Genomic DNA, 15,714 nt, shown 5'->3' with positions numbered 1-15,714 from the left:
AAGCTGATGTCGCAGGACCACGCCACGCACTGGCGAAACCTGAAGACCCAAGCCATGAACGGCGAATTCAAGCTCGAGGAGGATCTCGGCCAAGCGCTCGCTGACGTAGTGAGCCAATACATCTCCGACCTCGAGGCACAAAAGTTCGAGGCGGGAACCCTCAGCCACCTCAGCGGCTGGGGCAGCCTCCCTTCCGCGGAGGCGATCCGCGGCAAGTACGAGAACAAAGCTGTAGCCGGCGGCTCGCACGACCCCGACGACTCCGCCGTGAAACGCCTGGATCAACACATCGCCATCGCCCGCGACCAGCGCGACACCTTCCTCGCCGCCATCGGCAAGTTGCAGGCTGTCGATCAGCAGTCCGCGGGCGCGATCGGCAATGCGGGAGCGGGGATCTGATGGGGTTCTGGGATCCCCTCGAGTCGGTCGGCATGGGTGTCTTCCACGTCGGCACTCTCGGGATCTTCAAGGTGCTCGACAACCATGACCGGTCCGACAACGCCGACGATCAACGGCGCGCTCTCGATGACCAGGGCAAGCTGGCGTGGGAGGGCGACCGCACCATCATCGGCGACGAGTGGGCGCGGTTGCGTGCGTGCGCGGATGTCACCATGCAGGAGGCTGCGGTGAAGGATCCCGAGCCGTTCAGCGACTGGCCGCATCAGCGGATCTGGGAGGCCTTGCAGGGCAAGGACGGTCAGGGCGGGGTCGATGCCGGGCAGATCAATGCGACGGCCGACGGTTGGCGTCGGCTCACCACCGGCACGGAAACCGCTGTCAACAACTACCGCACCAACTTCGAACGGGTGTTGACCGAAAAGTGGTCCGGCGCTTCGGGTTCCGCGGCCATCGAGGCGGTGAAGAGTTACACCACCGAGGCTGCCAAGCTGCCGACCACCTTCCAGATGGTCGCCAACGGTATCGACTACATGGAAGGCCTTCTCGGACAAGCGAAAATCGCCATCCCGAAACCGGAAGAGGTCAGCGCCTTCGACGAGTTCGTCGGCCATATCCCGGGCAACGGTACGGTCAAGGCCGCTCAGCATCGGGCGAACGAAGCGGAGGCGGACGCTCGGCTGTTCATGATCGGCACCTATCAGCCGGGTGCGCTCACCGTCGACCAGCAAACTCCGGTGCTACCCCTCCCCCGGAACAATGTCACGGATCCGGGCGGCGGAGTGCCGGGTGACGGTCCGGCGGGAGATCCGAACGGCGGGGGCGACAACACCGACAACGGTGGCGGCGCGTCGACGAATCCTGCTGGTACGCCGGAGAATCCAACCGCCGAGACCCCACAGTCGACCACTCCCGGCGATGATCAAGAGGACGACGGCACCGACGACGACTCGACCAGCCCGGCAGGCACCGAGTCACCGGCCACAACGCCCGCTACGACGCCGACGACGACACCGGCCACACCCGGCGACAGCAAACTCGGGTCTCCCGGAGCCGGGTCTCCCGGCTCAGGATCGCCGGGGTCTGGATCGCCCGGCTCGGGCGTGCCCGGTGGTTCCGGAGTACCGGCCGCGGGACGCTCCGTCGCGGGAACACCGGGAGCCGCAGGGGCGCAGAACTCCGGCGCTCGTGCGGGGGCGTCGGCGGCGGGTGCGCGCGGTATGAGCGGGATGCCCGGCATGATGGGCGGCGGCGGAAGGGGCGGTGGGCGTGACGACGAGAACGAGCACACCACCCCGGATTACCTCATCCATGATCGCGAGCACGAACTCATCGGGCAGTTGCCGCCCACGCTGCCGGCGGGTGGGGTGATCGGCGCATGAGCCGACCCCAAGCACCGGCCCTTGATCACACCTGGGTGCTCGATCCACATGCCTTCGCCATCGGGCTGGAAGCGCACGGCCGGGACCGGATGCCGTACCCGCTGACCTTCCAGCCCGAATTCGCCGAGACCATGGGAATCCACCGGCAGCGGCGGGAAGCTGCCCGGCACCGGTTGGTGCAGGTGTACGACGCGGTTCTGGACAGGGTGTTCCGGGCCGTTCTCGAGCCCGAGGTCCGGGTGGAGATCCAGGGCTTACACGGGCCGGGCCAGACCGAGGTCGTGCGCGTTTATGCGGGCATCGTCGAGGATCACGTGGCGTTGGCCGTTCAGGCCCCGGGGCCGACGCGCGAGCAAGGCGGCGACATCACGCTCTCCGTTGTCCCGCTGGGCGATCTGGCAGCGGCTATCGTCGCGAAACTGCCACGCCTGCACGGTGGTTCGACACAGCGTTTCGAGGGCAGGCGCAGCGATCTCGAGACGGCCACGTTCGCTCGCCACCCCACCCGCCTGTCCCCGGTCGAGCACACGCAACGCTTCTTCCGGCGCCCCCGAATCGGCACGGGCGAGATCACCGTTTTCCCTGGGTTCCAGGTCGATTCCCGGCCCACTTCCGACGGCAAAGCGTTCCTCTGGCTCGACTACCCCGATGACGGCCGCTACCTCCTGCAACACCACGACGCCGACAATTTCACGGTGATCCCCGGCCCACCCGCCGAGTTGGAGCACCGTCTCTTCAGGCACATAGCCATCTTCACCGATCGCAGATGAACCCTCACCGTCGATCGGATTCGACGCGGCGGGTGTAGCCGTGGCGCCTGCGCGTGTCAGGCAGCGGGAGTGCCGTCCCAGGTGACGAGTTTCCAGCCCTTCGCGGGGCTGCCCTTGACGACTACGCGCCCGGTATTGCGGATGGGGTCGGACTGCAGTTTGGTCATGTCGGGGTTGCTGACGGTCATGAGGGTCCAGACCATGATGGAGCCGCCGTGGGAGAAGATCGTGGCGCGCTTGTCGCCGCGGTCCTGGATGTCCTGGATGGAGTCGTCCATGCGCTTTTTGAATTCGTGGCCGTTGATCGAGCCGGGAATGCGGGCGTCGAGGTTGCCTTGCATCCACTGGACCGGTGCGGCGAAGTAGTTCGCCATCGCGTCTTTCTCGGGTGTGCCTTCGTAGATTCCGGCTTCGATTTCGTGGAAGCCCTCCTCGACGACAACGGGGCGGTCGCACAGTTCCGAGGTGGGTAGTGCGGTCTGCTGTGTGCGCACCATCGTCGAGGCGTAGACGCCGTCGAACTTGCAGTCGGCCAGGCGTAGCGCGGCCGCGGCGGCTTGCTCCCAGCCCTTTTCGGTGAGGTCGGGGCCGGGCACGGACGTGTCGATCAGGCCGGATGCGTTGCCGGCCGATTCGGCGTGGCGGACGAAGGTGAGGGTCATTTCACCTGTCTGCGGTGCGGCGGCCGCACTACCGCCGCCGGCTGTGATGACGGCAACCGCGGCGATGACCACGGACAGACGTGACGCGATCTGGGGCATAGGGACTCCTCGAGTAACCGGTGTGGGCCCACGCTGGTGCATGAATGCGACCCGATCCGGGACGGTAGGTTCGCGGCCGACCGGTCACCACGTCGTCTCCCGATGAACGGCACGTTATCTACTTTTCGCGAGGACCCGGTAGACGAAGACGATCTGCCAGAGGCCGATGAACAGTGTCGGGAGGCGTTCGTATAAGCCGGCCGACGATTGGGCACCGGCCGGTGTCGATTCCACGGCGGCGAAGAAGGCTCCGACCGCTGCTAGCGAGAACACGGCGGTGGCGACGGAGAAGGCCGACCACAGGCGGGCGTGGCGGGACACGGCGGTGAGGGCCGCTACGGGAAAGGCCGTGAACACGACGAGGGCGCCGAGGTTGTGGATGCTGCCGGTCGCGGTGACGACCGTGGGGGCTCCTTCGGGGAAACCGAGCACCGGGTCGGTGGGGAAGAACCCGATGACGATCAGCCCGGCGGCGGCGACCAGCAGGGCGAAATACCCGGCGGTGCGCAGGGACGCGGCGCGGCGGAGCCCTTCGGCGAAGAGCACCGTCAGGATGCCGTAGAGGACGAAGTTGCTGTTCTGGATCCAGCCGTGGGGGGCCAGGCTAAGGGCGCTGATGGTGTCGTGGGATGAGTCGTAGCCGGCCTGGAGTGCGCCGTTGATCAGATAGCCGAGGACGAAGACGGCCGGACCGAAGGCGCCCGCCAACAGCAGATGTGTACTGCGTATGCTCACAGATACAAAGTACACATCTCGTGCGTACTAAGTACACATCAGGAGCGGAACAGGCGTGACTTCTCTCTGGGAACGGCTCACAGAAGGCGACCGGAACACCGGTAAACCCTTGTCCGCCAGACGAATTGCCGAAACCGCGGTGACGGTTGCCGACGTCGACGGGCTCGACGCCATCACGATGCGCCGGCTGGCCACGGAGCTCGGGGTGGCGCCGATGGCGGCCTACCGGCATGTGGCGGGCAAGGACGAGGTGCTGGAACTGATGGTCGACCTCGTCTACGGCGAGGTCGACTGCACGGTCGGTGACGGCTGGCGCGCGACGCTGCGTGAGCTGGCGACGGCCCTTCAGGCGCTGATCCTGCGACATCCGTGGCTCACCCGGCTCACCGCGCCGGAGCTCGTCTACGAGCTCACACCCAACCGCATGGCCCTGACCGAGCACGCCTTGACCGCGCTCCACGACGACCTCGGCCTCGACCTCGATACGGCGATGGCGGCCGCGCGAACGGTTTTCGCGTATGTGCAGGGTGCGACCGGTGCCGAGATCGGCCTACGCGCGCTCATGGACGATCGCGGCTGGACCACCGGCGCACAGGCGCGCACCGGCCTGTCCACCCAGATGACCTGGCTGCTCGGCACCGGCCGCTATCCGACCTTCCAGCGCTATGTGCACGAGGCACGGCGCAAGGACGACCTGCGCTGGCAGTTCGACACCGGCCTCGAGCAGGTACTCGACGGCATCGAAGCGCGTCGGTGACCTACTTGCCGCGCAGGCCGAAGGGGTTGCCGTCGGGATCGGCGAGGGTGCAGATGCGGAGGTCGGGGGCAACTGTCTGCGGGCCCGATTTCTCGGTGGCTCCTGCGGCGAGAAGGGCGTTTCGGGTGGCGTCGAGGTCGTCGACGTCGGTCATCGCGACCGGTCCGGTAGCGCGGTCGCCCTGGGGGTTGAGGCTGATCTCGAAGCCGTTGACGTTGTAACCGACGTAGTAGGGCTGGTCGGTGTGAGGCCGGCCGTAGAGGGCGGTGTAGACCTTCTTGGCGGCTTCCAGGTCGGAGACGGGGATGACGACGGCACCGATGGCGGGACTCATGTGCTTCCTTCCGAAGAACAGCAGGACTGCGTCGAATGGAAAACGGTCGGCAACCAGCGTAACCAGTGGTCAGCCCGAAATGCGGCAGCCGGGCGTGATCGCGGATATGCCCTGGCGTTATCGGCCGGGGGCGGGTGTGAGCATGCCGCGGTCGATGATCAGTTCCGTATCCGGTGTGAGGAAGCCCTGCGCGCCGAAATCGATCAAGGGTTGCGGACGGAACCACTCGACGCGGTGGACCGGACGGGAACCGACGAGGAACAATGAATTCGGATAGTGGACCCTTTCGTAGAAGGGGTCGAAGGTCGGAATCCCCTTCACACACATATTCGGATCGTCGATGCCTGCGGCCGCGAGGATCTTTTCCGGGGCCGCGCCTGGTCGGAGCGGGATCATGCGGTCCCATTCCGGCGACCAGCCTGCGCGGCGGCCGATCTCTCGCATCGTGATCGGCACCTCACGCGCGGTCACCACGTCGCGGACCTTGTCTTGCAGCGCGACGAAGTTACCCAACTGGCTCTCGTTCGTCTGCACGTTCAATGTTCCCGACGGACAGTGCGGCTCGGCCGTACCGATTACGGCGCACGACGTGAGCATCAAGGACAAAGCGAAAAACCCCGCGACTACGCGCACCACATTCCTCCCCTGATAATGGCCCGCCAACTCTACCGGCCCACCGGCATCGACGATCGGTCCTCAGAGAGCAGCGGCCAGGATTCGAACGGCCTGGGCCCACAGTTCGGCGAACCGGTCAGCCTGCTTTTCCGTGAACAGAGCGGTGCTCCAGCGGAAGTTGGTCGTCAGGGCTGGGCCTTCGGGGGTGGTGCCGATGCCGGCGATGACGTCTACCGCGTACCGCAAGGGAAGGTCGGGTTCCGGATCGAGCGGAAGGGCGGTGTCGTGGGCTCCCACGAGCAGCGACCATGGCTCGTTGTCGTTGCCGCTGAGGTCGATTCGGCCGAGGTAGTTGAATTCCACCTGCGGTTCGGCGGCGTTGCGCAGTTCGGGGGCCCGGTCGACGTAGCGGAGCAGGCCGTAATCGAGCCCCTGGTTGGGGATTTCGCGCAGGTGGCGGATGACGGAGTCGAGCAGCGACCGCGCGGAGGCCGGATCAGCTTGGGCCCGTGCGACATCCACGCACTGCTCGCCGACGCCGAGGCGGACGGGGAACACGCTGGTGAACCAGCCGAGAGTGTTGGCGGTGTCGGTGCCGAGTTCGGCGTCGGCGCGGCCGTGGCCCTCGAGGGCGATCAAAGCGCCTGCGGCTGGATCGTTTCCGTTGTTCGCGTGCAGCGAGGCCATGGTCATGGTGAGGGCGGTGAGCAGGAATTCGCGGACGCCCTCGTCCTTGCCGATGCGGTCGAGGAGGCGCTGGGTCACCTCGACGGGGGTGGCGACGGTGTTCACGCGAAGACTCGACCAGGTGTCGGACGCGGGGGCGGGGTGCCGGGAACCGAGGGGCGCGTCGGGTCGGCGCACCTGGGACGCCCAATAGTCACGCTGGGCAAGCACTTCCGGCGTGCTGGCGCGCTGCCACATGGCCTCGGACCACTGCCGGTAGGAGGTGAACTCGGGCAGCATCTTCGGTGCGACGCCGGACTGGATCTGCTGCCAGGCGGCGGCGAGACCGTCGATCATGATGTGCCAGGACACCACGTCGACAGCCAGGTGGTGCACCGCGAGCAAAAGAATGTCGCCGGGATCGCCATCAGCGTCGTCCCCGGAATTCTTCGCGTCGCCCGAGCTCTGGTCGACTTCCGACGAGCCCGGTGCACCCGGGAACCACACCGCGCGCACCATCTCCCCCGACCTCGGGTCGATCGCGTCGTTGGCGATACGCGCGTATTCCGTGATGACGGAATCCAGTTCGGAACCGGCGAGTCCACGCGGCGCTTCGATCACCACGTCGCCCGCGGCAACGACACCGGGCGCGCGGGTGAGCAGGCGGGGACCATCGGGCGTATCGGTGAGTACGGCACGCAGGGTGTCGTGCGCGTCGAGCAGAGCCTGCAACGTGGATTCCAGGCCGGCACGGTCGATTCCGGCGGGCAGGCGTAGCAGGGCGGTCTGGGTGAAGCGGCGATAGTTGCCGTACTCGTACATCCACGACACGACCGGCAGCGGCGGAACCACACCGTAGGAGTCGGCGCCCGCCTGGGCGGCGGCGGGTGCGTCGTCGACGGCGGCGGCGAGTTCACGGATGGTCGGGCAGGCCAGAACCATGCGCGGGTTGAGCGCGAGGCCTCGGCGGCGGGCCTTGTTCACCAGGGAGATGGCGACGATGGAGTCGACACCGAGTTCGTAGAAGTCGGCGTCGATACCGGGGGCGCGGCCGTCGAACAGTTCGGCGAAGACCTCGCTGAGCGCGATCTCGGTGGGCGTCTCGGCGGCGGCATGGCTGTCGGCCGACGAAAGTGCTTGTTCGGCGAGCTCGTTCAGCGCGTGCCCGTCGAGTTTGCCGTTGACGTTCACCGGCAACCGGTCGAGGACGACGATGCGCGCCGGGATCATGTACGCGGGCAGGCGCTGCGCGAGGTCGGCCCGCACCCGACTCACCACCACGGCGCGTCCGGCCTTACCGACGACGAAACCGACCAGCGACGCGCCACCGGCACGACGGACCACGGTGACGGCCGCGGTGTCGATATCGGCCGAGCGGCGCAGCGCGGTCTCGATCTCGCCGACCTCGATGCGGTACCCGCGCACCTTCACCTGCGCGTCGGCGCGGCCGAGGTAGCCGAAACGACCGCCCGGCAGGCGGCGGACGAGGTCACCGGTGCGGTACATGCGCTGACCCGGGCGGGCCGGGTCGGCGATGAACCGGTCGGCGGTGATGGCGGGTTTACCCAGGTAACCGCGGGCCAGCTGCACGCCCGACAGGTACAGCTCGCCGACGATCCCCTGCGGAACCGGGCGCAGCCGTGAGTCCAGGACGTAGCCGACCATGCCGCCGTTGGCGGTGCCGATCGTCGGGATTTCCGAGGTGGCGACCGGGGCGACGACGGCTTCGACGGTCGTCTCGGTCGGCCCGTAGCAGTTGTACACAGCCGTCCCCGGGAGCGCGCGCAAACGTGCCCACAGGGCGGTATCGATGGCCTCACCACCGAGAGCGAGGACGGACAGCTCACGATCGAGCAAGCCCGCCGCCGCCAGCTGGGCCAGCATCGAGGGGGTGGTGTCGATCATGTCGATGTCGAATTCGGCCATGCCCGAGACGATTCGGTGTGCGTCGCGCATCTCGTCGGCATCGAAAAGATGTAGGGCCTGGCCCGCGAAGAATCCGACCATCGGCTGCCAGGAGGCATCGAACCCGAGCGACCAGGCGTGCGCGATGCGCAGCGGGCGACCGAGTTTCGCCATCGCCGGGCGGTAGAACCGCTCGAGATGGTCGGCGAAGTACCCGGCCAGCGCGGCGTTCGTGCCGACGACGCCCTTGGGTTCGCCGGTGGAGCCGGAGGTGAAAATGATGTACGCGGCGTGGTCGAGTTCGCGGCGGACGACGGGAGCCTGCGCGGGGCGGTTCGCGATCCGGTCGACAACCTCGGCGTCATCCAGCACGAGCACCGCCAGACGGGTCGGCAGGTCCTGCTGCGTAATCCCGTCGAGTAGGTGACGATCCTTGTCGAGGACAATGGCGAGAACCGGCTTCGACTGGCGCAGGATCGATTCGATGCGCCCGGCGGGCAGGGTGATGTCGACCGGGACATATGCCGCACCGGCAGCGAACGTGGCGAGGATGGTGACGATCGCGTCCGTGCCGCGCGGGAGCATCAGGGCGACAACGGTTTCCGGACCGACACCGTGTGCGGCGAACTCGACACCCAGGCGGCAGGCACGATCGTGCAGCTCCCGGTAGGTGAAATGCTCGCCCGAGGTGGTCGTGAGGGCGGTGGCGTCCGGGGTCGCGGCGACCTGCCGCTCGAACAGCTCCCAGGGCGTGAAGGAGGGCGCGGATACGAGTTCCGCGGCAGCACTGGCCAGTTCGGCGTGCTCGGCGGGCGTGAGCAGGTCGATGGCGTCGAGGGTCGCCTCGGCGTCGAGCGTGGGCAGGGTGCGCAGGATGGTGACCAGACGGGCGCCGAGGTCGGCGGGGTCGAGGTGGCCGAGCAGGGCGGGCACCGCCTCGACCAGGACGAGCAGTTCGCCTTCGCTGATGTGCGAGACCACGGTGAGCGGATAGTGGGCGAGGCTTTCCATCTCGATGGGCCGGAACTGGGCGCCGTCGGCGGCGGTGACGGTCTTGATCGCGTCGTCGATGGGGGCGTTCTCGAACACGAACAGGGTGTCGAACAGGGCGCCGTGTCCTGCCGCACGCTGCAGGGTCGACAGGCTCAGGTACCCGATATCGCGCATGGTCGACGAATCACGTTGCAGCCGAGCGCATTGCGCGACGACCGGTTCGGTCGACGCGAGCCGGTGCACGACGGGGACGGTATTGATGAACAGCCCGACCATGCCCTCGACACCGGCCAGCTTTTCGGGGCGGCCGCTGATGGTGGTGCCGTAGACGACATCCGTGCGGTCGGTGATCCGGCCCAGCAGCACCGTCCAGGCGAACTGCACAGCGGTATTGAGCGTCATGCCGTTGGCACGTGCCCACTGCTGCAGAGCTTCGGTTTCGCCGGCGGAGAGACGAAGTCGCGTGGTCTCGGGCACCGAGGAATCGCGCGCACCGGTGCCGTCGGCCAGCACCAACGGCGCGCTCACCTGACCCAGGTACTCGGCCCAGCGGCGCGCGGCCGCATCGTGGTCCTGGGCGCCGAGCCAGCCGATGTAGTCGCGGTACGGGCGCGGGGCGGGCAGCCCGTCGAGACTGCCGCCCGCCTGGTACACGGCGAGCAGTTCGGTGAAGAACACCGCAACCGCCCAGCCGTCCATCAGGATGTGGTGGGCGGTGAGGATCATCCGCTTGCGCGGCTGCGGCGCGTCGGTGACGTTCAGCAGCAGGATCCGCAGGGCCGGACCACGACTCAGCGCGAACGGCACCCGCCGCTCCGACTCGGCGATGGAGTCGAATTCCGTTGCCACCGCGTCACGTTCGTCCCACGGCAGCTCGGCGTGGGACGGGATGATCTGCACCGGCTTGGGCACGTCGGTGTCCCAGAACGCGGCCCGCAGGTTCGGGTGGCGGTCGAGCATGGCCTGGGCGCTGCGGCGCAGCAGGGCGGTGTCCAGCGGGCCGTCGATGTCGACCACGAACTGCATCGTGTAGAGGTCGATCTCGGTCCCGGCCATCCGCGAAAGAGAGAACAACCCCTCCTGCAGGGGGCTCAACGCGAGTACGTCTTCGATCTGCGGCGCACTCATGCTGCGTCCTTTCCTAGTGGTCGGGTCGTCGGAGAGCCGAGACCCGGTCGACATGCGGCGCCGCACCGTGCCGGGCGGGTGCCCGGCAGGTGCGGCGAGGATGTCGGGTTGTTCATCCCTGCGCGGACCACGCCGCGGTGAGGGCGGACAGGGCATCGGAATCCAGGCCGGACGCGCTCATCGGCGCGTGCGTGACCTGCTCGGGCTCTTCGGTTTCCGCCCCGCGGGGAGCGGCATCGACGGCGGCGGCCAGTTCGGTGATGGTCGCGCATTCGAACACCATCTGCGGGGTCAGCGGCAGTCCCTGGGCGGCGGCACGGGCCGACCACTGGATGGAGATGACACTGTCGCCGCCGAGGGCGAAGAAATTGTCGTCGCCGGTGACGTCGTCGATCTCGAGGAGCTCCTCGATCAGGGCGATCAGGGTGCGCTCGGTGTCCGAATCGGCGGCTCCCCCGGCGGCGGCCGTCGTGGCGACCGGCGCCGGCACGGCGAGCAGCCGCTCCAGGTCGGCCTGCGGCAGTACCCGCAGGTCCGCGATCGGCTGGTCCGGGTTGTCGGCGAAGGCGCGCAGGGTCGCGGCCAGGGCGTCGGCGATGAGCGCGGCGGTGGCCGGTTCGTACAGGTCGGCGTTGACGACGACGCGCACGTCCATGCCGCCCTCGGCGGTCACGTTCAGGCTCAGGTTCAGATCGAGGAACGAGACGTCGAAGTCGGCGGGCAGCACGGTGACCGTGCTGGCACCCGAGGTCGCGAACGGCAAGGTGGTCGGGGCCCAGTCCGCGCCGCGGAAGTGGATCATGCTCTGGAACAGCGGGTTCCGCGACCGCGAACGGCGCGGATTGAGTGCCTCGACGAGACGCTCGATCGGCAGTTCCTGATGCGCGTTGGCATCGAGCACCACATCGCGGGCACGGGTCACGGTGTCGCGCAGGGTGGTCGCGCCCGACAGATCGTTGCGGAGCACGACCATGTTGGCGAACAACCCGATCAGGTTCGTGGTTGCCGGATCGGTGCGTGCCGCGACGGGCGTGCCGAGCGTGATGTCGGTGCCGCCGCCGAGCCTGTGCAGCAGGGTCGCGACCGCGGCCTCGCACACCATGAATTCGGTTGCGCCACTGCGCTTGGCGAGAGCCTCGAGACCGGAGCGGACGCTCGCGGGTAGTGAGAACGTGACCACCTCGCCGCGCTTGCCGAGCACCGGCGGACGCGGACGGTCGTGGGCCACCGAGATCTCGTCTGGCACCCCGGCCAGCGCGGCGCGCCAGAAGTCGATCTGGGTCTGCGCGAATTCGCTCGGCGCCGCCTGGTCGAACAGTTCGCGCTGCCACAGGGCGTAGTCGGCGAACTGGATCGGCAGCGGCTCCCAGGCAGGCGCCGTGCCCTGCTCGCTGCGGGCGCGGTAGGCGGTGGTCAGGTCGTCGAGCAGCACACCGAAGGAGGCGTGGTCGGCGACGATGTGGTGCACCAGCAGCGACAGCACGTGGGTGTTCGCGTCGAGTTCGAGCAGTTCGGCACGCAGCAGCGGCTCACCGTCGAGGGTGAACGCGTAGCGGGCGATCTCGGCCAGCTCGGCCGACACCTGGTCGGCGGCGATCTTCCTGATCGGCAGCGCGACCTCGGTAGCGGGGTGGATCACCTGGTAGGGCACACCCTCGTGCTCGGGGAACGTGCTGCGCAGGGATTCGTGACGGGCCACGACATCACCGAGCGCGGCGCGCAACGCGGCGATGTCGAGCGGGCCGTCGAAGCGCATGGCCAGCGGGAGGTTGCCGACCGAACCGGCACCTTCCATGCGGTACTGGAACCACATCGCCAGCTGAGAGTACGACAGCGGGATGCGCTCGCCGCGCGGCCGTCCACCGATCGCAGGGCGGGTGGCCTGTGCGGGAGCGACCGCGTCGCTGCTCGCCGCGGGTGCCGGTTCGGCTGCCTCGTCGAAATCGGAGTCGACCGCATCCAGGTCCATGTCGAACTCGGCGAGGAATCGGGCGACCAGATTCGCGGCGAGCGCGGCGGGGGTCGGGCTGTCGAAGATGACGCGGACGTCGAGTTCGATGCCGAATTCCGCACGAACCTGCGCGACCAGACGGGCGGCGAGCAGCGAGTGCCCGCCGAGTTCGAAGAACGAGTCCTCCGCGCCCACCTCGTCGAGATCGAACAGGGCGCCGAACAGCGCGCACATCTTGCGTTCGGTGGCCGTGGCGGGCGCACGGTGGGTCCGCGCGACGGCCGGGGTGGCGGCGGGCAGGGCGCGCTTGTCGAGCTTGCCGTTGACCGTGAGCGGCACCTCCGGGATCACCGCGAACGCGCTGGGCACCATGAAGTCCGGCAGACCCGCCGCGGCGAAGGCCTGGATCTGTTCGAGGTCGATGAACCCTTCGGCGGGCACCACGTAGGCGGCGAGCATGGCACCGATGGCCGGGTCCTCGGTCACCACGACCACACACTGGGCGACCGACGGATGCGCGGCGATGGCGGCTTCCACCTCACCGAGTTCGATGCGGAAACCACGCACCTTCACCTGCTCGTCAGCGCGGCCGACGAACTCGAGCTCACCGAAGTTGTTGCGGCGCACCAGGTCACCGGACCGGTACAGGCGGGCGCCGGGGGTGAACGGATCGGCGACGAAACGCTGCGCGCTCAGCGCGGGGCGGTCGAGGTAGCCGCGGGCGAGCTGATCGCCGCCGAGGTAGAGCTCACCGACCACACCGTCGGGCACCAGCTGCAGCGCCTCGTCGAGCACGTAGGTGTAGACGTTGCGGTTGGGCACGCCGATCGGCACCACACCGGTCCCCTGCGGCCCGTGCACCGGCATGTACGTCGAGCAGACCACGGCCTCGGTGGGCCCGTAATGGTTGCGCAGTTCGGCTTCCAGGGTGTTGGCGAAGCGGTCGGCCACCTCGCCGGGCAGCGCCTCGCCGCCGACGGGAACCTGGCGTAGCGAACGCCATTCGCTCACCTCGGGCAGCAGCAGGAAGGTGCTCAGCATCGACGGGACCATGTGCAGCACGGTCACCTGACGCCGCGTGATGAGGTCGGCGACGTAGCGGATGTCGCGGAACGGCTTGGGTTTCGGCACCACGATCTGCGCACCGACCGACAGCGGGATGGCGATATCGGCGAGCGAGGCGTCGAAACTCACCGACGACGACTGCATCATGCGGTCGGCGGGCGTCATGTCCCACTCGGCCGAGAAGCACACGATGTGTTCGGCGATCGCGTTGTGCGGCACCGGAACACCCTTGGGCTTGCCGGTGGAGCCGGAGGTGTAGATGACGTAGGCGAGGTTGGCCGGGCGCAGCGGGCGCAACCGGTCGGCATCGGTCGGCGCCGAGCCGGACAGCCCGGTCGCCATCTCCTCGGCGGCGGCCAATTCGACCGCGCCGAGCAGCAATCGGGGGTTCGCGTCCTCGATGAGGTACTCGATGCGGTCTTCCGGGTATGCCGGATCGATCGGCAGGTACGCGCCGCCTGCCTTCAGCACGGCGAGCACGGCGACGATGAACTCCACCGAGGTGCCCAGGCGCAGGCCGACGATGTCCTCGGTGCCGATGCCCTGCCCGATCAGCCAGTGCGCCAGGCGATTCGCACGGGTGTGCAGCTCGGCGTAGGTGAGTTCGGCGGTATCGGCGAGCAGAGCGGGCGCGTCGGGCGAGGCGGCGGCAGCCGATTCGAACAGGGCTACAAGGGTGGTGGCGGGCTGGTCGACGAGCAGACCGTGGGAGCGCTCGAGCAGGGCGCTGCGCTCGGCTGGGGCGAGCATCTCGAGGTCACGCAGCTTGCGGGACGGCTCGCGCAGCGCATTGTCGAGCAGCACGCCGAAATGCACGAGCAGCTGGTCGACGAGGGCGTCGGACAGCACGTCGGTCTGGTATTCGGCCTCGACCACGGCGGTGCCGTCGGCGTCGAGCACCACAGCGAAGGCCAGCGGCACCTGCGCGCTCACGGCGCCGAGTTCGAGCAGGGTGGAGGTGACGCCGTCGAAGGCGAAACCGTCGGCGCTCTTGCGCACGCTGAAGCCGAGACGGACCAACTGGTCGAGACCGTCGCGACCGGCGACGCGGTCCGGGTTCGCTTCGCGCACTACGCGATCGATACCGACACCGCGGCGCGCGAACGCACCGGTGCAGGTCTCGCGGACGGCGGCGACGAGGGTGGTGAAGTCGTCGCCGGTACCGATGCCCGCGCGCAGCAGCAGGGTGTTACCGAAGTAGCCGATGAGCTGCTCGGTGCCTGCCGGACGGTCGGTGACGGGGATGGAGACGAGGAAATCGTCGGCGGCGGTGTAGCGGTGCACGAGGGCGTCGAAACCGGCCAGCAGCACCATGAACGGGGTGGCGGCGTGTTCGCGCGCGAACTGTTCGGTGCGGGTGACGAGGTCGGCCGGGAGCCGGTGGGTGCGGCGCTGCGCCTGCCTGCCCGCGGTGGCCGAGGCCGAACCGGGCAGCTCTAGAGGTTCAGGCAGGGGGCGCAAGGCGTCGCGCCAGTAGGCGACGTCGTCGGCCGCGGGTTCAGCGGTGGGGGCGATCGCGGCGAACTGCACGGTGTCCGCCTGCGCGGACGCGCTGTCGGCTTGCTTGGGGACGCTGTTGGCCTGGCCGGGGATGCCGCCGGGTTGTGCGGGCGCAGCGTCGGCCTGCGCGGGCGCGCTGTCGTCCTGCGCGGGCATGGTGCGGTAGGCGGCGTTGAGCTCGGTGAAGAAGACGGCCCAGGAGTCGTCGTCCCAGCAGATGTGGTGGATGGTGAACAGCACCACGTGCTGGTCGGTGCCGGTGCGGATCAGGGTGGCGCGCAACGGCAGTTCGGTGCCGAGGGCGAAGGAGCGGCTGAACTCGCGCTGCGCCAGCACCTCCACCCGCAGGTCACGGCCGGATTCGGCGAGGTCGGTCAGGTCGTGGGTTGTCCACTCGGCGCGGGCGTCGGTGGTGAACACCTGGAACGGTTCGCCCTCGGCGTCCACACCGTAGGTGGTGCGCAGGATGTCGTGACGGGCAACGACAGCGTCGAACGCGGCGTGCAGGCGGTCGGCGTCGAGCGGGCCGGTGAGGCGGTAGGCCACGCAGATGTTGAGGGCGGTGTCCTGCGGGTCGCGGGTCTGCAGGAACCACATGCGGCGCTGGCCGGGCGTGAGCGGGCGGCGCTCCCCCGCCGCGATGCGCGGCAGGGCGACGGATGCGGTGGACGCGGCCATGCCGCGCTCGCGCAGCTTCTGCTGTAACAGCTGCTTGCGGCGTTCCGCGACGGACAGGGTGGCTTCGGTGTCTGACAT

At 68.4% G+C, this 15,714-nt stretch carries 10 protein-coding genes; 4 read left to right on the top strand and 6 right to left on the bottom strand.

The annotated features are described in order from the left end of the window. The first annotated feature begins 6 nt into the window (after window positions 1–6). The 3 genes from LDL21_RS24020 to LDL21_RS24005 are packed head-to-tail and all read left to right on the top strand — an operon-like array spanning window position 7 to window position 2,548. Window positions 7–399, top strand: coding sequence for a hypothetical protein (locus LDL21_RS24020; RefSeq protein WP_225281859.1), 393 nt, complete (start codon window positions 7–9; stop codon window positions 397–399). After that, window positions 399–1,778 (top strand): PPE domain-containing protein, encoded by a 1,380-nt coding sequence (locus LDL21_RS29975; RefSeq protein ID WP_305082688.1) that lies wholly within the window; start codon window positions 399–401, stop codon window positions 1,776–1,778. The genes LDL21_RS24020 and LDL21_RS29975 overlap by 1 nt, the downstream gene beginning before the upstream one ends. Next, window positions 1,775–2,548, top strand: coding sequence for an ESX secretion-associated protein EspG (locus LDL21_RS24005; RefSeq protein ID WP_225281856.1), 774 nt, complete (start codon window positions 1,775–1,777; stop codon window positions 2,546–2,548). The genes LDL21_RS29975 and LDL21_RS24005 overlap by 4 nt, the downstream gene beginning before the upstream one ends. Window positions 2,549–2,604: 56 nt before the next feature. Here LDL21_RS24005 and LDL21_RS24000 read toward each other — a convergent pair whose 3' ends face one another. After that, window positions 2,605–3,309 carry a histidine phosphatase family protein gene (locus tag LDL21_RS24000; RefSeq protein ID WP_225281855.1) on the bottom strand — a complete coding sequence of 235 codons (705 nt, stop codon included), beginning with the start codon at window positions 3,307–3,309 and terminating at the stop codon, window positions 2,605–2,607. Window positions 3,310–3,423: 114 nt separating this feature from the next. Beyond that, window positions 3,424–4,044, bottom strand: coding sequence for a DUF998 domain-containing protein (locus LDL21_RS23995; protein ID WP_225281854.1), 621 nt, complete (start codon window positions 4,042–4,044; stop codon window positions 3,424–3,426). Window positions 4,045–4,099: 55 nt separating this feature from the next. Between LDL21_RS23995 and LDL21_RS23990 the strand changes: the two genes are divergently transcribed. Then, entirely contained in the window at window positions 4,100–4,801 is a 702-nt protein-coding gene (locus LDL21_RS23990; RefSeq protein WP_225281853.1) for a TetR/AcrR family transcriptional regulator, read from the top strand. Between the two features lies 1 nt (window position 4,802). Here the strand turns inward: LDL21_RS23990 and LDL21_RS23985 are convergent, their stop codons facing one another. The 4 genes from LDL21_RS23985 to LDL21_RS23970 all read right to left on the bottom strand — a co-directional run bounded on the left by LDL21_RS23985 (window position 4,803) and on the right by LDL21_RS23970 (window position 15,714). Next, entirely contained in the window at window positions 4,803–5,135 is a 333-nt protein-coding gene (locus LDL21_RS23985) for a VOC family protein (protein WP_225281852.1), read from the bottom strand. Window positions 5,136–5,252: 117 nt separating this feature from the next. Next, window positions 5,253–5,768 carry a hypothetical protein gene (locus tag LDL21_RS23980; protein WP_225281851.1) on the bottom strand — a complete coding sequence of 172 codons (516 nt, stop codon included), beginning with the start codon at window positions 5,766–5,768 and terminating at the stop codon, window positions 5,253–5,255. A gap of 63 nt (window positions 5,769–5,831) precedes the next feature. Then, window positions 5,832–10,442 (bottom strand): non-ribosomal peptide synthetase, encoded by a 4,611-nt coding sequence (locus LDL21_RS23975; protein ID WP_225281850.1) that lies wholly within the window; start codon window positions 10,440–10,442, stop codon window positions 5,832–5,834. 112 nt (window positions 10,443–10,554) lie between these two features. After that, on the bottom strand, window positions 10,555–15,714 hold the full coding sequence (locus tag LDL21_RS23970; protein WP_225281849.1) for a non-ribosomal peptide synthetase: 5,160 nt from the start codon (window positions 15,712–15,714) through the stop codon (window positions 10,555–10,557).

Source organism: Nocardia rosealba (genome assembly GCF_020216065.1).
GTDB lineage: Bacteria > Actinomycetota > Actinomycetes > Mycobacteriales > Mycobacteriaceae > Nocardia > Nocardia rosealba.
Note: the sequence above shows the minus strand (reverse complement) of the source record. Positions and strands in the feature narration are given on the sequence as shown.

Coding starts and splice junctions, on each gene's coding strand:
- LDL21_RS23985 (WP_225281852.1), bottom strand. CDS start 5,135: ATGAGTCCCGCCATCGGTGCCGTCGTCATCCCCGTCTCCGACCTGGAA.
- LDL21_RS23975 (WP_225281850.1), bottom strand. CDS start 10,442: ATGAGTGCGCCGCAGATCGAAGACGTACTCGCGTTGAGCCCCCTGCAG.
- LDL21_RS24000 (WP_225281855.1), bottom strand. CDS start 3,309: ATGCCCCAGATCGCGTCACGTCTGTCCGTGGTCATCGCCGCGGTTGCC.
- LDL21_RS23970 (WP_225281849.1), bottom strand. CDS start 15,714: ATGTCAGACACCGAAGCCACCCTGTCCGTCGCGGAACGCCGCAAGCAG.
- LDL21_RS24005 (WP_225281856.1), top strand. CDS start 1,775: ATGAGCCGACCCCAAGCACCGGCCCTTGATCACACCTGGGTGCTCGAT.
- LDL21_RS29975 (WP_305082688.1), top strand. CDS start 399: ATGGGGTTCTGGGATCCCCTCGAGTCGGTCGGCATGGGTGTCTTCCAC.
- LDL21_RS24020 (WP_225281859.1), top strand. CDS start 7: ATGTCGCAGGACCACGCCACGCACTGGCGAAACCTGAAGACCCAAGCC.